Origin of the sequence: Luteibacter sp. CQ10 (assembly GCF_040900725.1) — a bacterium.
Lineage (GTDB): Bacteria > Pseudomonadota > Gammaproteobacteria > Xanthomonadales > Rhodanobacteraceae > Luteibacter.
In genome coordinates this window covers 1,058,199-1,073,961 of sequence record NZ_JAEUYM010000001.1, presented here as the reverse complement: position 1 = coordinate 1,073,961, position 15,763 = coordinate 1,058,199, and the positions used below count along the sequence as shown (strand labels likewise).

The following is a 15,763-nucleotide window of genomic DNA, read 5'->3' as shown; positions in this document are numbered from 1 at the left end:
ATCGTTCTAAATTTGGATTGTCAAACCGCGCCGCAACACGAAAGCCTCATTCGCGCCAATATCGGTCCCGTGGCCGACGCCATTCGCGCATCACCGAGGGCCCGCCTTCGGCCGGAAAATCCACCGCGATCGCGCCGCTGTCCGCGGTGATCCGCACGTCGGCACCCGCCCTTCGATGCCGCGCGAGTACGTCGGGATGCGGATGGCCGAAACGGTTGCGCCATCCCGCCGAGGCGATGGACAGCGAGGGCCGCACGGCCTCGAGCCACCGCGAATCGGACGAATAACGGCTGCCGTGATGAGCCATCGTGGTCACCGTCGGAAGCACGGACGCCAGCGAATCGACCGCCATGCGCCGCTCGCTCGCCTGACCGATGTCGCCCGTCAGCACGAGCCGACCACCCGATCCTTCGACGACCAACACGCACGAGCGTTCGTTGGCTTTGCGCCCGCGCCTGGCCTCCACCGTCTCGAAACGGAAGACCACGCCGTCCCAATGCCACTCCCGCCCGCGACCGCAGGCCTGCGAAGGAAACGGCATCCGCTCCGGTTCGCCGGCCCAACGCTGGGCCTTCGGATACCGCGCGACCACGGCGGCCGCGCCGCCGGCGTGGTCGTTGTCGCCGTGGCTCACCACGAGCGCGTCGACCGGCCCCAAGCCCAGCGCGTTCAGTGACGGCAACACGATGCCCGTCCCGGCATCGCCTCCCGCGTAACCCGGACCCGCGTCGTAAATGAGCGTGTGCGATTGCGTGCGGACCAGCACGGCCAGCCCCTGCCCCACGTCGAGCACCCATGCGCGAAAGCCGCCCGGTCGCGGGTCATCGCGCGACGGCCAGACCAAGGGCAGGAAAAGCAAGGCGCCATACGCCCGCAAGGGGACGCCACGAGGCACGAACAGCCACGCCGCGCCCAGCGTGGCGGCCACGACGGGCCACGCCGACGACACGGGCGGGGACACGCGCGAGCCAGGCCACTCCGCCATGATGTCCAGCCACCGCCACTGCCAGTCCATCGCCCAGGCGGCGACCTTCCACGGCACGGCCGCCAGCGATGGCCAGGCGACGCACAGGCAACCGAGCAGCGCCAGCGGCACCACGGCCACGCTCACCCACGGCGCGGCCATGAGGTTCGCCGCGAACGCCACCAGGGACGCGCTGCCGAAGAGATAGAACGACAGCGGCAGCAGGGCGACACTCATTGCCGCCTGCGCGCGCAGGGCGATCACCACGCGCGCGCGCCATCCCACCGCACCTCCCGACACGCAGAGCATCAGGAAGCCCACCCCGGCGAACGAAAGCCAGAAGCCCGCCGACAGCACGGCCAGCGGATCGGCGGCAAGCATCGCCATGGCCGCCAACGCGAGCAGATGCGCACCACGCCCCCGGCGACGCGCCATGCCGGCGAGCACGAGCGCCGCGGCCATCAGCAGGCTGCGCACCGTGGGCAGCCCCAGGCCCGCGAGCACGCCGTAAGCCGTAGCGACGGCAAGCCCCGCCACCGACTGCGCGAGCTGCCGCGGCACGCGCACCGCGAGCCACGGACACGCCAGATAGAGCAACCGCAGCGCCAGCACGCCGCCGCCCGCGGCGACACCGACGTGGAACCCCGAAATCGCGATGAGGTGCGACGTGCCCGTGGCGCGGGCGGTGTCCCAGTCTTTCGCATCCAGTCCTCGCGTGTCGCCCACGGTCAGCGCTTTCAGGACGCGCGCATCACGGGCTCCCAGCACGTCGTCGAACGTGCGCGCGATGGCGTCGCGCCAACCGTCGGCGCAACGGAGGGATTCCACGCGCCGGTTCGCCGGGGATTCGCGCACATGGCCCGTGGCGATCACGTCGCGCAGCAGCGCCGTGCGCTCGGTGTCGCCGCCGCCGGGGTTCACGGTGCCTCGCGGGCGTCGCATGCGCAGCGACAGCGTCCATCGTTCGCACGGGCCGGGCGATTCGTGGGTGCGGTACCACGTGACCCTCACCTTGCCGCGCAACCGCACGCCCGACGCCTGCACCGCGTCGGGCAGGAAGACGAACAGCGCATCGGCGTCGCGGCGGCGCGGTAGCTCGACGATGCGGCCAACGAGGATGAGGTCCTTGCCTTCCAGATCGGCGGGGAGGCGTGCCTGCATCCCCCGATCGCCGTGACCCGCGGCCCAGGCGGCGAAAAGCCCGACAATTGCCGCATGGCGAAGCCAGGGGCGCCGGGCGACGATCACCACCGGCAACGCGCACGCGGCCAGCAGGAACGACAGCGGCCACGGCGGCAAGACGCTGAGACGTTGCACGGCGACGCAGCCGAGTACGGCAGCCACGGCGGCGGACGGGAGCGAGAAAGGAAGCGAAGGAAGACGGAACACGGCCGTCCAGGCTATCGCTGTCCGGATCGGGTCGTGCCCGCCTTCGGCGGTAGGAAAGATCCGCGCAGGCCGTACCTACGGCGAGGTGCTCGAGGGTGCGGTATCAGTGACCGTCCCGATGCCCCCCACCGTGCCAACCACCGGACGGACGACCGCCCGTCGGTCGGCTGGAAGGCCGATCGCCACCACCACGCCAGCCGCCTGACGGCGGACGATGGTCGCCGCCGCCGCGGTTCCATCCGCCCGGCGGTCGATGATCGCCTTCGCCTCGGCTCCATCCACCCGGCGGTGGACGGTGATCGCCACCCCGCCATCCGCCCGGCGGCGGCCGGTGGTCACGATCGCCGCGCCAACCGCCCGGCGGCGGATGGCCGTGCCAGTCGCGATCGCGGCGATAGTACCGGTCGCGATACCACACCCCTCCGACGCCGATCGTGGAATAACAGCACCCCGGACCGAAGCCGTAGCCATAACCGCCGTAGTAACCGAAGCCCGGATCGTAGTAGCCGGGTTCCACGACGGTGGTCGTGGTTTCCGTGCCGTAATACGCATCACCGCCCGAACCGTTGCGGACGTAGCCGTAGTCGGGATCGTAGTAGCAGCCCGCGAGCGGAAGGGTCACGCCGAGGGCCAGCAGCAGGGTACGCATCCGTTGCATGGGCGATACCGCGAAGAGGGGGTGGATACTACGCTGCACCCGTCAGATTGAACCTACGCTAAAAAAGCGGAGGCGCTCACGCGCCTCCGCCTTCACGTCGGCACGTCGGTTCAGCCCTTGTTTTTCTGCTGGTCGCCGCGCTCGTGCGCCATGTTCGCGAACGTTGCTTCCGGCGACGGAACCTTCGAGCCGTTGTCGTTGACCGGCGGCGTACCCGGGTTGCCATGCGGCTCGCTACCGGGCCAATTCGGCTGCTGGCGATCGCGATCGCGCTTGGCGTCGAGCAAGGCCTGGATATGCGCGACGGCTTCTTCCTGGGTGATGTGCTGCACCGGCTCGGGCTGGGCGACCGGCGGCGTCTTCGTGCGCGGGCGCGGCGCGGGTTTGCGCGCGGCCTTGGCCGGAGCCTTGCGCGGCGCGGCCTTCGTCGCCGCGGTCTTGCGGACGGGAGACGCCTTGGTCACGGTTTTCTTCGCCGGGGCCTTCTTCGCCGCCGGCGCGCTGCGCGCCACGGTTTTCTTCGCGACGGCCTTGCGTGCCGAAGCCTTCTTCGCGACCTTGCGCACAGCGGCCTTCGTCGCCGCCTTCTTGGTGGCGACCTTGCGCGCCGGGGCCTTTTTCGCGGCGGCCTTGCGTGCGGTGGTCTTCTTCACCGCCTTGCGGGCCGCGGTCTTCTTCACGGCCTTGGCGGCCGACTTTCGCGCGGGAGCCTTTTTCGCGGCCGCCTTTTTGGCGGTGACTTTCTTGGCCGGCGCTTTCTTCGCTGAAGCTTTCTTCGCGGCGGTCTTCTTCGATGCCGCCTTGCGAGCCGCGGACGTCTTCTTCGCGGCGGACTTTCGGGTGGTTGCCATGCGCTCTTACCTCCTGCGGTAGTTGCCGACGCGAACTACCCCACCGGGGAAACCCGCGTGCATCCGGACACATGCCGGTCGACGCAATCATGTAACAGCCGCCGCCCGAAGTCACATAAAACTGTCGGAAAGATTCAGAAAAGCCGCGGCTGGGAAATCTGCGCGAGGAAACGGGGAAGCAGTCCCGGGTGCACCGCGATGGTGAAGATCACGCCGTAGGCGGCGCCCCACAGATGCGCGCTGTGATTGACGTTGTCGCCGCCGCGCTTGTCCATGTATATCGAATACACCACGAACAAGATCGCGTAGAGGATCGCCGGCATGGGCAGGATGATGAGGTAGATCTTCGCCCAGGGCGCGATGAGAATGAAGGAAAACAGGATCGCCGACACCGCGCCCGAGGCGCCCAGGCTGCGATACCCCGCGTTGCGGCGATTGGCCATGTACGAGGGCAGGATCGAGAACACCAGGGCGCCGATGTAGAAGGTGACGAAACCCAGCGGCCCCATGGCTTCGGTGAAGAAACCCTCCATGATGCGCCCGGCGAAATACAGCGAGAACATGTTGAAGAACAGGTGGCCGCCGTCGGCGTGCACGAGGCCGTAGCTCACGAGGCGGTAGTACTCGCGGCTGCGGGAGAGCGCGGGGGGCCAGAGGATGAGGTCGTCCAGCAGGCGCTGGTTGCGGAAGGCGACGATCGAGACCACGCAGGTCACGAGGATGATGAGCAAGGTGGTCATGCGCTGAAACGGCGTCCTTTGCGGGTCGAGCCAGCAGGCATCTTGGGGGTTGGAACCCTTCCGGACAAGTCTCGCGGCGACGCCAGGGGGTATCATGACGGGCCATTCCCCGTCCCCGGCATGTCCCTACGATGTCCATCCGTTACAAGCAGCTCGACGTTTTCGCCGCCCGTCACGGCGGTGGCAACCCCCTGGGCGTCGTGATCGACGCCGATGGCTGGTCCGATGCGCGAATGCAGCGCTTCGCCCACTGGACCAACCTGGTCGAAACCACGTTCCTGCTTCCTCCCACGGCCGACAAGGCCGATTACCGCGCACGCATTTTCACGCCCAGCAAGGAAATCCCCTTCGCCGGACATCCCACCATCGGTAGCGCGCACGCCGCGCTGGACGCCGGGCTGGTCCGACCCGGTGCCGACGGCATCGTGTGGCAGGAATGCGGTGCGGGCGTGCTGCCGATCCTCGTCGAAGGGGAAGGCACGGCACGCGAGCTCTTCGTGCAGGCGCCGAAGGCGCGGGTGGTACGCGATGCCGGCTGCGGCGGCGAAACGCTGTCGTCGGTGCTCTACGGTATCCGCCCGGGTGCCCTGCCCCCGGTCTGCGTGGAAGGCGGTCGCCGCTGGTGGGTGGCCGAGTTCGCCGACGAGGCCGAATTGCGTGCCTGGCATCCGGACCATGCGGCCATCCGGGCCCTCGCCCTGGCCACCGATACGCTCGGCCTGTGCGTCTTCGCCCGTTCTCCGGAAGGCCTGGCCGTGCGTGCGTTCCCGGCGGGCGTGGGCATCGTCGAAGACCCCGCCTCGGGCGCGGCCAACGGCCTCATCGCGGCTTACGTGGCCACGCACGACACCAGCGGCACGCTGTCGCGCGGTTACGTGGTGAGCCAGGGGCGCGAGGTCGGTCACGACGCGCGGATCATCATCCGGATCGATGGCGACGACGTGTGGGTGGGTGGACGTACCAACACCATCGTCGACGGCACGGTGGATTGGCGCGACGCCTGAGCCCTCACCGCCGCTCCTGCGCACGCAGGAGCCCAGGGCCGGGAGTTGGGTTTTCGCGTTCAGGCCTCACGAGCTGAACCGATGCCTCGCGACCACCGATCGCACCGCACTGGGCTCCTGCGTGCGCAGGAGCGACGGATCAGTGCAGGCCAGCGACGATCGTGGAGACCGAGTCGGCGGAAAAATGCAGCTTCCTCAGCGCTTCCTCCAGCGATGCCTTCGAGGTCGCCTCGCTTTCCACCTGCTCGCCGACGCTGCTCGGCGATACGTGCACGAAGGTCTTGCCGTCCTGGTAGGCGCCGCCGTCTTCGTAGAAGTTCTGCGTCGTCAGCACCTTGAACGTACCGTCGTTGGATTCTTCCACTTTCACCGAACGGCCGTCGTGGTCGCCCTCGTAAACCGTCTTCCAGCTCACCGACATGGTTTCACCCGTCAAAGCCGCACGACATCGTGCGGTTCGCATTGTGAACCCATCCCCGTGAAGACATCTTCAGTCCTCGAGGTTGGCCCGTGCCGCCGCCACACGGGCCATGCCCGACCAGTCGATGTCGGCGTCGCCGCGTGACAGGGATTCCAGCAGCGTGTCGTGCAGCACGCTGGCGAAGGGCATGGGCACCCGCCGTGCTTCCGCGGCGGCACGGGCCAGGCCGACGTCCTTGAATCCCAGGGCCAGCTTGAAGCCCACCGGGGTATAGCGCTCCTCGGCGATCATGCCGCCGTAGGTCTTGTAGACCGGCGCCGCGAACAAGGTGTTGGACATCACGTCGAGGAACTCCTTCGCCGACACGCCATGGGCGCGCGTGAGCGTGGTGGCCTCGGCCATGGCCTCGATGGCGGCGCCGATCATGAAATTGCCGGCGATCTTCACGATGGACGCGCGGACCGGGTCGTCGCCCATGGGCCAGACCTTGGCCGCGAGGCATTCGAGCAACGGCTGCACCGTGTCGACCGCGTCCGGCTTGCCGGCGGCCACCATTTGCAGGTTGCCCGCCGCGGCCACGTCGGGGCGCCCGAAGACCGGTGCGGCCACATAGCCGATGCCGCGTGCCTCGTGCGCCTGGACGAGCTCCTGCGCCAGGGCCACGGAGATCGTGGCGTGGTTGACGTGGACGGCACCTTTCGGCAACGCGTCGAGCACGCCGCTATCGACCAGCACCTCGCGCACCGCCGCGTCGTTGGCGAGCATGCTGTGCAGCACCTGGACGCCGTTCGCCGCGTCGGCCGCCTTCGCCGCCACCGTGGCGCCCTGCCCGGCCAGCGGCGCGGCGGCCTCCGGCGAGCGGTTCCACACCGTCACCTCGTGCCCCGCCTTGACGAGATTCGCGGCCATGCCCGCGCCCATGCTGCCCAGACCGATGAAACCGATACGCATGTTCTGCTCCGAAGTCAGACGGCCAGGCCGGCGGCGTTGCCGGATGCCCAGGCCCATTGGAAGTTGTAGCCGCCGAGGTGCCCGGTGACATCGAGCACCTCACCGACGAAATACAGTCCCGGCTGGCGCCGGGACATCATGGTCGAGGATGACACCTCGTCGGTGTCCACGCCGCCGAGGGTCACCTCGGCCGTGCGATAGCCCTCGGTACCGCTCGCCGTCACCGGCCAGTCGGCCAACTGTGCGCCGATGTCGTTCAATTCGGCGTCACGGTACTGGCGCATGGGGCGATTGGGTAGCCACACCTCGCACATCCGCTCGGCCAGGCGGCGCGGCAGCAGGCCGGAAAGCACCGTCTTCAATTCCGCGGCGGGCCGTTCGGCGCGCCCCTGGCGCAAGGCCTCGGCGGCGTCGATGCCCGGCAGCAGGTCGACGCGAAGGTCGGCACCGGGCTCCCAGTACGACGAGACCTGCAGGATGGCCGGCCCGCTCAGCCCGCGATGGGTGAACAGCATGGCGTCGCGGAACGCCGCCCCGTTGGCCCGTGCCTCCACGGGCAACGCCACGCCCGACAGGCCCTCGAACCGCTCCTGATGCTTGCCGCTCAAGGTCAACGGCACCAGGCCGGCGCGTAACGGCAGCACGCCGTGGCCGAACTGCCGGGCGATCTCGTAACCGAACCCGGTGGCGCCGAGGCTGGGAATCGACAGACCGCCGGTGGCCACCACCAGTGATGCGACGCGGACATGGCCCAGCGGCGTGTCGACGCCGAAACCGCCCTCGGTGGCCTTCAGCCGGGTCACCGCGCAGCCCGTTTCCACCCTCACCCCGGCCTCGGCGCACTCGGCCAGCAGCATGCGCACGATGAGCTTGGAGGATTCGTCGCAGAAGAGCTGCCCCGGCGATTTCTCGTGCCAGGCGATGCGGTGGCGGTCGACCATGGCGATGAAATCCCATGGCGTGTACCGCGCCAGCGCCGACTTGCAGAAGTGCGGGTTGGCGGACAGAAAGTTGGCCGGGGTGGTGTTCGTGTTCGTGAAGTTGCAGCGGCCGCCGCCGGACATCAGGATCTTCTTGCCGGCCTTGTTGGCGTGGTCGACCACCAGCACCCGACGCCCGCGCCTGCCCGCGACGATGGCCGTCATCAGGCCCGCCGCGCCCGCGCCGATGACCAGGACGTCGTATTCCATGGGGTGCCATTCGCCTTGCAAACGCACATGGTACCGCCGTCGCGTAGACTTGTCGGCCGTACCGTTCTACGAGGAACCCTTGCCATGCCCTCCTTCGACATCGTTTCGGAAGTCGACAAGCACGAACTGACCAACGCGGTGGACCAGGCCAATCGCGAGGTCTCCAACCGCTTCGACCTCAAGGGCACCGGGGCGAAGTTCGAGCTGGAAGACAGCGTCATCACCCTCAAGGGCGAAACCGAATTCCACCTCACCCAGATGCTGCCGATCCTGCGCGCCCGCCTGGCGGCCCGCCAGATCGACCTGCGCGCGCTCGACGAGGGCAAGATCGAAACCAACCTGGCCGAGGCGCGGCAGAAGATCACGGTCAAGCAGGGCCTCGACCAGCCCGCGGCGAAGAAGATCATCGCGAAGATCAAGGAAGCCAAGCTGAAGGTCGAGGCGCAGATCAACGGTGAGAAGGTGCGCGTGACGGGCAAGAAGCGCGACGATCTCCAGGACGCCATCGCGCTGCTGCGCAAGGCGGACGTCGAGGTGCCGTTGCAGTTCGAGAACTTCAGGGACTGAGGCGAAAACCGGATTCATCGCCCTGGGTTCCTGCGTGCGCAGGAACGACTTGCTTCACGATTTCGGCTCGTCGCTCCTGCGCACGCAGGAGCCCAGCGCGGCGAGGCCGGTTTTCGGCACGACGCCACCTACGTTCACAGCCCCGCGAACCGGCTGCAATTGCGTCCGTCGTTCTTCGCCTGGTAAAGCGCCTCGTCCGCGCGCCCCAGCAGCGAATTGAGCGATTCGGGCGAGCGCCACACGGCCACGCCCGCGCTCACCGTGATGCGGATGCGGTAGTCGCCGTGCACGATCAGCAGCGCGCCCAACGCATGGCGCACCCGCTCGGTGATGTCCATCGCATGCTCGCCGAGCGCACCCGGCAGGCAGAGGATGAATTCCTCGCCGCCGAAGCGGCCGGCCAGGTCGTCGGCCCGGCACATCGAGGAAATCACCCGCATCGTCTCGCGGATCACCGTATCGCCGGCCAAGTGGCCGAACGTGTCGTTGACCGCCTTGAAGTCGTCGATGTCCAGCAGCACGAGGCTGAACGGAATGCCATCGCTCGCCGCGCCCTGGCGCACGCGCTCGGCCTGCTCGAGGAAGCGGCGACGATTGAGCGACCCGGTGAGTTCGTCGGTGCCCGCCAGGTGCGCGAGGCGCTCGTTGGCCGCCTTGAGGTCGCGCGTGCGCGCGTCGACCTGGGCCTGCAGCAGTTCGGCGCGACGGCGCAGGTAAAGGGTGCGCAGGTAAACCAGCCCGAAGAACGCACCCACGCCGACCAGTACGGCGGCGAGCAGCGTCCACACGCTCTCGTACCAGCGCGGCGTGACCACGAGGCGCACCTCGGACTCCACGGTGCGCGCATCGAGGCCACGGGTGACCGCACGCAGGTGCAACGTGTAGGTGCCGCTGGGGAGGTTGGTGTAGATGGCACTGGGCGGAATGCCATGGGCGACCTCGTTCCAGTTGTCGTCGGCACCGTCCAGGCGATAGGCGTACCGCGTTTCGTACGGTGCACGATAGTCCAGCAACGCGAAGTCGACCCGGATATTGCGCCCGTCGCCGTCGAGCTTGATGCGGCCGCCGCCGTCCGGCACCCCGCTGAGCGTCACCGGCTTGTCGTTGATGGCGACATGGGTGACGGCCAGCCGCGCCGGCGCCACCTTCGGCGCCTGCCAGTAGGGACGCACGACGGTCAGGCCGCCGAGGCCGCCGAACATCAGTTCGCCGCCGGGCGCCTCGGCCGCCGAGCGATGGATATAGCTGGGAATACGCAGGCCGTCGCGCACGCCGAGGTTGAACACGCGGTGGCTGTCGGCCTCCACCATCGCCACGCCGTTGGCCATCGAAGCCCAGATGCGATCGTCGTGGTCGATCAGCAACGCGTTGATCTTGGTGTTGGCCAGGCCTTCGCGCGCGCCGATCAGGCCGAAGCGGAACGGGCCGCGCGGGTTGAACCGGTCCAGGTAGGCGATGCCGCCGAAGGTGCCCAGCCACAGCCTGTGCTTGGAATCGAAGGCCATCGAGCCGGTGTAGTCCTGCGGCAGGCTGGTCGGATCCGCGAGGTCGTGACGGAGGTTCACGAAGCCTTGCTCGCCGTCGTAGGCGATGCTGATGCCGCTGATGGTGGCGAACCACCACGCATCGGGCATGCGCACGATGTGCCGCACCTGGTCGCCCACGAGGCTCTTCGGGTCGGCATCGTCGTGGCGCATCTGGGTGAGCACGCCGGTGACCGTGTCGTACCTGAACAGGCCGTCGTAGGTGCCGATGAGGATGCTGTCGCCGTCGCGTTGCATCGAGAGGATGAGGCGGCCGTCGAGCGCGGGGATCAGCGAACTGCGCATCGAGAACGTGTCCGGATCGATGCGCGATATGCCCTGCGCGCCGGCCCAGATCGAGCCGTCGGGGGCCACCACGAAGGCCTGCACGTCGCGCTCGGCCTGTTCGCCGCCCAGTTGCAGGTGGCGCATGCTGCCGGTGCCGAGGTCCAGCACATCGATGCGGCCCATGCCCAGGCCCAGCCACACGCGTCCTCGCGGGTCGACGAACACGCCGTGCACGTTGGCGTTGGATAGCGTGTGGGTCTCCAGCGGCGAGGGCAGCACCGAAAACACCTTGCGTCCATTGGGGTCGTAACGCGCGGCGCCAAGCTCCGTCGCCACCCAGACGTTGCCCGTGGTGTCCTGGTAGATGTCGCGCGTGATGTCGCCCGGCAACGACGAAGGCATCGCCGCATCGTGGCTCAGGGTGCGCAGCCGCCCGGTGTTGAAGTCGTAGGTGATGACGCCGGCACCGTCGGTCGCCGCCCAGAGCACGCCTTGCGGCGTCTCGTAGAAGGCGCGGACGGTGCGCCGCTTGGCGAGGCTGGCCTTGCCCGACAAACCGTTGATGGCGTGGGCCTGCCCCTGGCCGTCGAGATAGATGGCGCCGGATTGCCCCGTGCCCACCCACATCCGGCCGCGATCATCCTCGCGCAGCGCCCAGACCTGGTCGTGAAGGATGCCGTCGAGCACGGGGTCGGCCGACGTGACGCGCGTGAAACGTCCACCGGGCCTGCGCACGAACAGGCCATTGTCGGCGCCTGCCCAGAGGCTGCCGTCCTTGCTTTCCGCCACCACGAAGGTGCGCGCCAGCATGTCGTGGGCGTCGCCCGGCTTGCCGGATACCCGGGCGATCTCGCCGCTGGCGACGTCGATGCGGTCGATGCCGCTTTCGGTGGCCACCCAATAGACGTTGGGCTCGCGCGACCTGGCGATGGAGAAGATCTTGCCGTTCGACGTGCCGCCCTTGCCGATGGGATACACGTGGAAGCGCGTGGTGGAGGGATCGAAACGGACCAGTCCGCCGGCGTTGGTACCGATCAGCAGGCCGCCGTCGTCCAGCGGCATCAGGGCACGCACGTAGGAATCGGGCAGTACCGCACCGCCGTAGGAATCGGGCTCCTGTCCGAACACCTGCATGCGGTAGCCGTCGAACCGCGCCAGGCCGCCGAAGGTGCCGATCCAGATCAAGCCGCGGCGGTCCTGCACGATCGCCGTGGTCGTGGAATGCGGCAATCCGTCGGCCACGCCCACGGTGTCGAACCAGGCGGTTTCGAACACGGCCCAGGGGTCGACGTGCGCCGCCACCTGCGCCGACGCGGCTCGGGCCAGCAGCACGCACAGCAGCGCGACCGCGAACGACAGCGGTGCGCGAAAACGGGGTAAGCGGGCGCGCCTCTGCACGCGGTCAACCGGCATAGGCGACCGTCGGATCGAGATAACGGCTGAACGCGGCGGCGGTCATGGGGCGGGCGAAGAAATACCCCTGTCCGACATCGCACCCCAGGCTGCGCAGCCAGTCGGCCTGGGCCTCGGTTTCCACGCCTTCGGCGATGGTGCGCATGTTGAGTTTCTTCGCCAGGCCGACGATGGCCTCGGTGATCTCGCGGTCGGCCAGGTTGGAATCGCTGCCGCGCACGAAGGACTGGTCGATCTTGATCGTGCCTACCGGCAGTTCGCGCAGGTGGCCGAGGTTCCAGTAACCCGCGCCGAAGTCGTCGATGAGAAGGTCGAAGCCGTGCGAGCGAAGCTTCACCAGCTGGCGCAGGGTTTCCTCCGGCTGCCGCATGGCGGTGGATTCGGTCAGCTCGAAGCGGATGCGCGTGGGATCGATGCCATACGAGCGCACCGCGCGATGCAGCGTTTCGACGAAGGCCGGCCGGCTGAGCTCGTGCATGGACAGGTTGATGGCGATGTAGTCGATGCGCTGCCCGGCCGCGTCCCAGGCCAGGATCTGGTTGAGCACCGAGCGCAGCACGTACTCGCCCAGCGCGTGGATCAGGCCCGAGCGCTCGGCGATCGCCACGAAGACGGTGGGCGGCACGTCGCCGCGCGTGGGATGGTGCCAGCGGGCCAGCGCTTCCACGCCGGCGAGGCTGCCGTCCTGGAGGTTCCGCTTGGGCTGGTATTCGACGTCGAGCAGGCCGCGCTGCAACGCCTCGCGCAATTCGACGGTGAGCGCCAGCCGCTCCCGCGCCTGCTCAAGCATGCCTTCCTCGTAGAAGCGGAAGTCGGCCTTGCCGGTTTCCTTCACGGCGTACATGGCCGCGTCGGCGTTGCGGATGAGGGTCTGCGCGACGGTGCCGTCCTTCGGTGCCACGGCCACGCCGATGCTCGGGCTCACGGCCACGAACTGGCCCGATACGTTCACCGGCTGGGAGACGAGGTCGAGCACCTTGCGGCAGACGCGGACGAGGTTTTCCATGCCGCCGTACGACTGCACCACCACCACGAACTCGTCACCGCCGAAACGCGAGACGGTGTCGCGATCGCGCACGCTGCTTCGCAACGAACTGGCCACGGCGCGCAGGAAGGCGTCGCCGGCTTCGTGGCCGAGGGTGTCGTTGATGGACTTGAAGCCGTCGAGGTCGATGAACATCACCGCCAGCGATTCGGCCCCGGGGCCGGCCAGCGCCTGTTCGAGCGCCTCCATGACGTAGGCGCGGTTCGGCAACCCGGTGAGGGTGTCGTGGTAGGCGTGGAAGGCCAGCGCGTGCCCCGCATGCTGACGGGGATCTTTCAGCCGCCGGGAAAGATGGCGATGCTGCCCGATGAGCCAGAAGATCGTCACCGCGGCCGCGGCGCAAACCACGGCCAGGGCGATCAACCAGGCCGGTTCGACGCTAAGTTGTGTCAGCACGCCACGCTCCGGCCCTGCCTGGGGGACACGTCACGGGACCGAGGCACGTCGGCCCGGTCCCCCAAATCACCCGATGTCAAAACGACCGCGCCGCGATACCCGGCGGCAGGCCGGTCGCGGAACACGGATTCCCTGGGAGTATCGGCCATCCCCGCCTCCGACTTTAGCTTTTCCTGACCAGCCCTGCCGGAACGCTTTCCTTGGATGGCGCGACCGACCCACCCTCGAATGATGATGGGTCGGCGAAAAAACGCAATCGTGCCGAGCTTCACGTCCGGCACGACGCCGTTTCAGTGCCCTTCGCCAGCGGGCAGGTAGCGGTCGAACCAGGCCAGGGCGCGCGCCAGCACGTCGCGCCGGTGGGCTTCCTGGGCGAAGCCATGCCCTTCGCCGGGATAGACGACCAGCGAGGTGGGCACGCCCTGGGCGCGCAGCGCATGCCAGAACTCGAAGGACTGCGGTGCCGGGCATTCGGCGTCACGCTCGCCCACGACGACCAGGGTCGGCGTCTTCACGTCCTTGATGAAGTTGATGGCCGAGCTCTTGGCGTACACGTTGGGGTCGTCATAGACCGAGGCGCCGAAGAAGGGCTTCATCCACTGGTCGATGAGGTTCTGGCCGTAGTAGCTCTGCCAGTTGGAGATGCCCGCGCCCGCCACCGCCGCGTGGAACCGCTGGGTCTGGGTCACGCCGAACATGGTCATGAAGCCGCCGTAGCTCCACCCGGTGAGGCCCAGGCGGTTGTCGTCCACCGGATGGTTCTTCTCGATCGCGTCGACGCCGGCGAGTACGTCGCGCAGGTCGCCGTAGCCGAAGTCCTTGCGATTGGCCTGCACGAAGGCCTCGCCCTGGCCGAAGCTGCCCCGCGGGTTGGGCATGAACACGAAATAACCCAGCGCCGACAGCGGTGCCGCGCCGTAGCCCACGCCGGGCCAGCGCGGCAGCACGGAAGCCGCCGGACCGCCGTGGATCGACACGATCATGCCGTAGCGCTTCTTGGCGTCGTAATCGGCCGGATACAGCAACCAGCCCTGCACCTCGTGGCCCTCGTTGGTCCAGGTGATCGACTCGGCCTTGCCCCACATCGGCTTCAGCCCGGCGTTGAAGCGGGTGACGGCCTTGGGCGCGGCATGCGCGCCCAGGTCGGCCACGTGCACTTCATAGCCCTGCTCGAACGAACTCGCGGCGAAGGCGGCCTTGTCGGCCTTGTCGTCGAGCGAGATCGACATCGAGAGGCGGCCATCGCCCAGCGACATGGGGAGGTCGAAAAGCGTGGTGGCCTTGGCCGCCCCTTGGGCGGCCAGTTCGTAGTTCGAGACGCGACTGGTGCCCGCCACCGCCTCGGACACGACGAGGTTCTGCGGGCCGGTCCAGGCGAACCACGCCGGAGTGGTCTGGATGCCAGGGGTCACGTCGACCGGTTCGGCGCCGCCGGTGCTGGGCACCGTCCAGATGTCACCGCCGGTGGAGCCCTGGTCACTCATCAGGCCGCCGATGAAGGCGATGCGCGAACCGTCGGGCGAAAAGCGCGGCACGGCGATCTGCAGATCCTTCAGCGGGCCGGACACGGCGTGGGTGTCCACCAGGGTGACGGGCTTGCCGCCGCCGTTCACCGACGTGGCGTAGAGCTTGGCCACCCACCAGTTGTTGTCGCCCGGCGGCGGCGCGGCCACGTAGGCGATGCGGCCGCCGTCGGCGGAGAAGCTGTATTCGTAGACGTGCATGCCCTCGGGCGTGATCGCCCGCGTCGCGCCACCGTTGGCGTCGACCATGGCCACCTGCTGCACCTCCATGTTGTCCACGCCTATCTCGCCCACCTGGGGACCGGCCGCGGCCGTGGCGCTGGCGCGGCGGGTGGCGTTGGGTACGTAGAGGATGCCGAGGGCCTTGCCGTCGGGACGCCAGGACAGACCGGAAACGCAACCCTTCAACTGGGTGAGCCGCTTGGGCGCCGCCTTGCCGGCCGTGTCGGCCACGTAGATGTCGTTTTGCTTGCCTTCCTCGATGCCCGGCTTCTTGCCGGCGCAGTCGGAGAGGAAGGCCAGGTGACGGGAGTCGGCCGCCCAGGCCACCGAGCCCTCGCGGCAATCCTTGGTGGCGGTGAGGCGATGGGCCTTCTGGCCGTCCGCGTCGGCGATCTCGATGGCGGTGCCCTTGCCGGTCTTCACGGCCCAGGCGAGGTGGTTGCCGTCGGGTGAGAGCGCCACCGACTGCACCATGCGCACCTTGCCGAGCGATTCGAGGATGGCGGCGATGCGCGGGTCGGTGGGAGCCGGGTCCGTCTTGTCCGCGGCGGGTGCCTTCCCGGCTTGCGCGGTGCCCGCGAGGGCGAGGGCCATGGCGGCGGCTATCCACGTGGTACG

The 15,763-nt window shown here is 68.4% G+C and carries 12 protein-coding genes; 2 read left to right on the top strand and 10 right to left on the bottom strand.

The window, feature by feature from the left end:
- Nucleotides 1-46: 46 nt before the first annotated feature.
- The 4 genes from JNG39_RS04845 to JNG39_RS04830 form a co-directional block, all read right to left on the bottom strand.
- Nucleotides 47-2,353 (bottom strand): DNA internalization-related competence protein ComEC/Rec2, encoded by a 2,307-nt coding sequence (locus tag JNG39_RS04845; protein ID WP_368310029.1) that lies wholly within the window; start codon nucleotides 2,351-2,353, stop codon nucleotides 47-49.
- A gap of 103 nt (nucleotides 2,354-2,456) precedes the next feature.
- On the bottom strand, nucleotides 2,457-3,011 hold the full coding sequence (locus JNG39_RS04840; RefSeq protein ID WP_368310028.1) for a hypothetical protein: 555 nt from the start codon (nucleotides 3,009-3,011) through the stop codon (nucleotides 2,457-2,459).
- A gap of 110 nt (nucleotides 3,012-3,121) precedes the next feature.
- Entirely contained in the window at nucleotides 3,122-3,862 is a 741-nt protein-coding gene (locus JNG39_RS04835; protein WP_368310027.1) for a hypothetical protein, read from the bottom strand.
- A 134-nt stretch (nucleotides 3,863-3,996) separates the two neighbouring features.
- Nucleotides 3,997-4,602 carry a rhomboid family intramembrane serine protease gene (locus JNG39_RS04830; RefSeq protein ID WP_144913876.1) on the bottom strand — a complete coding sequence of 202 codons (606 nt, stop codon included), beginning with the start codon at nucleotides 4,600-4,602 and terminating at the stop codon, nucleotides 3,997-3,999.
- A 131-nt stretch (nucleotides 4,603-4,733) separates the two neighbouring features.
- On the opposite strand from JNG39_RS04830, the gene JNG39_RS04825 reads away from it, so the two are divergent.
- Nucleotides 4,734-5,606 (top strand): PhzF family phenazine biosynthesis protein, encoded by an 873-nt coding sequence (locus JNG39_RS04825; RefSeq protein WP_368310026.1) that lies wholly within the window; start codon nucleotides 4,734-4,736, stop codon nucleotides 5,604-5,606.
- Nucleotides 5,607-5,745: 139 nt separating this feature from the next.
- Here the strand turns inward: JNG39_RS04825 and JNG39_RS04820 are convergent, their stop codons facing one another.
- The 3 genes from JNG39_RS04820 to JNG39_RS04810 form a co-directional block, all read right to left on the bottom strand.
- A complete protein-coding gene (locus JNG39_RS04820) occupies nucleotides 5,746-6,027 on the bottom strand; it encodes a hypothetical protein (RefSeq protein WP_368310025.1) in 282 nt (93 codons plus the stop codon).
- A gap of 69 nt (nucleotides 6,028-6,096) precedes the next feature.
- Nucleotides 6,097-6,978: an NAD(P)-dependent oxidoreductase gene (locus JNG39_RS04815; protein WP_368310024.1), complete on the bottom strand. Its 882-nt coding sequence runs from the start codon at nucleotides 6,976-6,978 to the stop codon at nucleotides 6,097-6,099.
- A 14-nt stretch (nucleotides 6,979-6,992) separates the two neighbouring features.
- Nucleotides 6,993-8,168 carry an NAD(P)/FAD-dependent oxidoreductase gene (locus JNG39_RS04810; protein ID WP_368310023.1) on the bottom strand — a complete coding sequence of 392 codons (1,176 nt, stop codon included), beginning with the start codon at nucleotides 8,166-8,168 and terminating at the stop codon, nucleotides 6,993-6,995.
- Between the two features lie 84 nt (nucleotides 8,169-8,252).
- On the opposite strand from JNG39_RS04810, the gene JNG39_RS04805 reads away from it, so the two are divergent.
- Complete coding sequence (locus JNG39_RS04805; RefSeq protein ID WP_247374598.1) at nucleotides 8,253-8,735, top strand: YajQ family cyclic di-GMP-binding protein; 483 nt, start codon at nucleotides 8,253-8,255, stop codon at nucleotides 8,733-8,735.
- A gap of 134 nt (nucleotides 8,736-8,869) precedes the next feature.
- Here JNG39_RS04805 and JNG39_RS04800 read toward each other — a convergent pair whose 3' ends face one another.
- The 3 genes from JNG39_RS04800 to JNG39_RS04790 all read right to left on the bottom strand — a co-directional run bounded on the left by JNG39_RS04800 (nucleotide 8,870) and on the right by JNG39_RS04790 (nucleotide 15,739).
- Nucleotides 8,870-11,944 (bottom strand): diguanylate cyclase, encoded by a 3,075-nt coding sequence (locus tag JNG39_RS04800; RefSeq protein ID WP_368310022.1) that lies wholly within the window; start codon nucleotides 11,942-11,944, stop codon nucleotides 8,870-8,872.
- A gap of 4 nt (nucleotides 11,945-11,948) precedes the next feature.
- Nucleotides 11,949-13,400, bottom strand: a complete 1,452-nt coding sequence (locus JNG39_RS04795) for a putative bifunctional diguanylate cyclase/phosphodiesterase (protein ID WP_368310021.1) — start codon at nucleotides 13,398-13,400, stop codon at nucleotides 11,949-11,951.
- A gap of 290 nt (nucleotides 13,401-13,690) precedes the next feature.
- Complete coding sequence (locus JNG39_RS04790; RefSeq protein WP_368310020.1) at nucleotides 13,691-15,739, bottom strand: prolyl oligopeptidase family serine peptidase; 2,049 nt, start codon at nucleotides 15,737-15,739, stop codon at nucleotides 13,691-13,693.
- Nucleotides 15,740-15,763: the final 24 nt, after the last annotated feature.

What these genes read in the sequence shown, in the direction of transcription:
- JNG39_RS04840 (WP_368310028.1), bottom strand. Translation starts at nt 3,011, where the DNA reads ATGCAACGGATGCGTACCCTGCTGCTGGCCCTCGGCGTGACCCTTCCG.
- JNG39_RS04835 (WP_368310027.1), bottom strand. Translation starts at nt 3,862, where the DNA reads ATGGCAACCACCCGAAAGTCCGCCGCGAAGAAGACGTCCGCGGCTCGC.
- JNG39_RS04830 (WP_144913876.1), bottom strand. Translation starts at nt 4,602, where the DNA reads ATGACCACCTTGCTCATCATCCTCGTGACCTGCGTGGTCTCGATCGTC.
- JNG39_RS04825 (WP_368310026.1), top strand. Translation starts at nt 4,734, where the DNA reads ATGTCCATCCGTTACAAGCAGCTCGACGTTTTCGCCGCCCGTCACGGC.
- JNG39_RS04820 (WP_368310025.1), bottom strand. Translation starts at nt 6,027, where the DNA reads ATGTCGGTGAGCTGGAAGACGGTTTACGAGGGCGACCACGACGGCCGT.
- JNG39_RS04815 (WP_368310024.1), bottom strand. Translation starts at nt 6,978, where the DNA reads ATGCGTATCGGTTTCATCGGTCTGGGCAGCATGGGCGCGGGCATGGCC.
- JNG39_RS04810 (WP_368310023.1), bottom strand. Translation starts at nt 8,168, where the DNA reads ATGGAATACGACGTCCTGGTCATCGGCGCGGGCGCGGCGGGCCTGATG.
- JNG39_RS04805 (WP_247374598.1), top strand. Translation starts at nt 8,253, where the DNA reads ATGCCCTCCTTCGACATCGTTTCGGAAGTCGACAAGCACGAACTGACC.
- JNG39_RS04790 (WP_368310020.1), bottom strand. Translation starts at nt 15,739, where the DNA reads ATGGCCCTCGCCCTCGCGGGCACCGCGCAAGCCGGGAAGGCACCCGCC.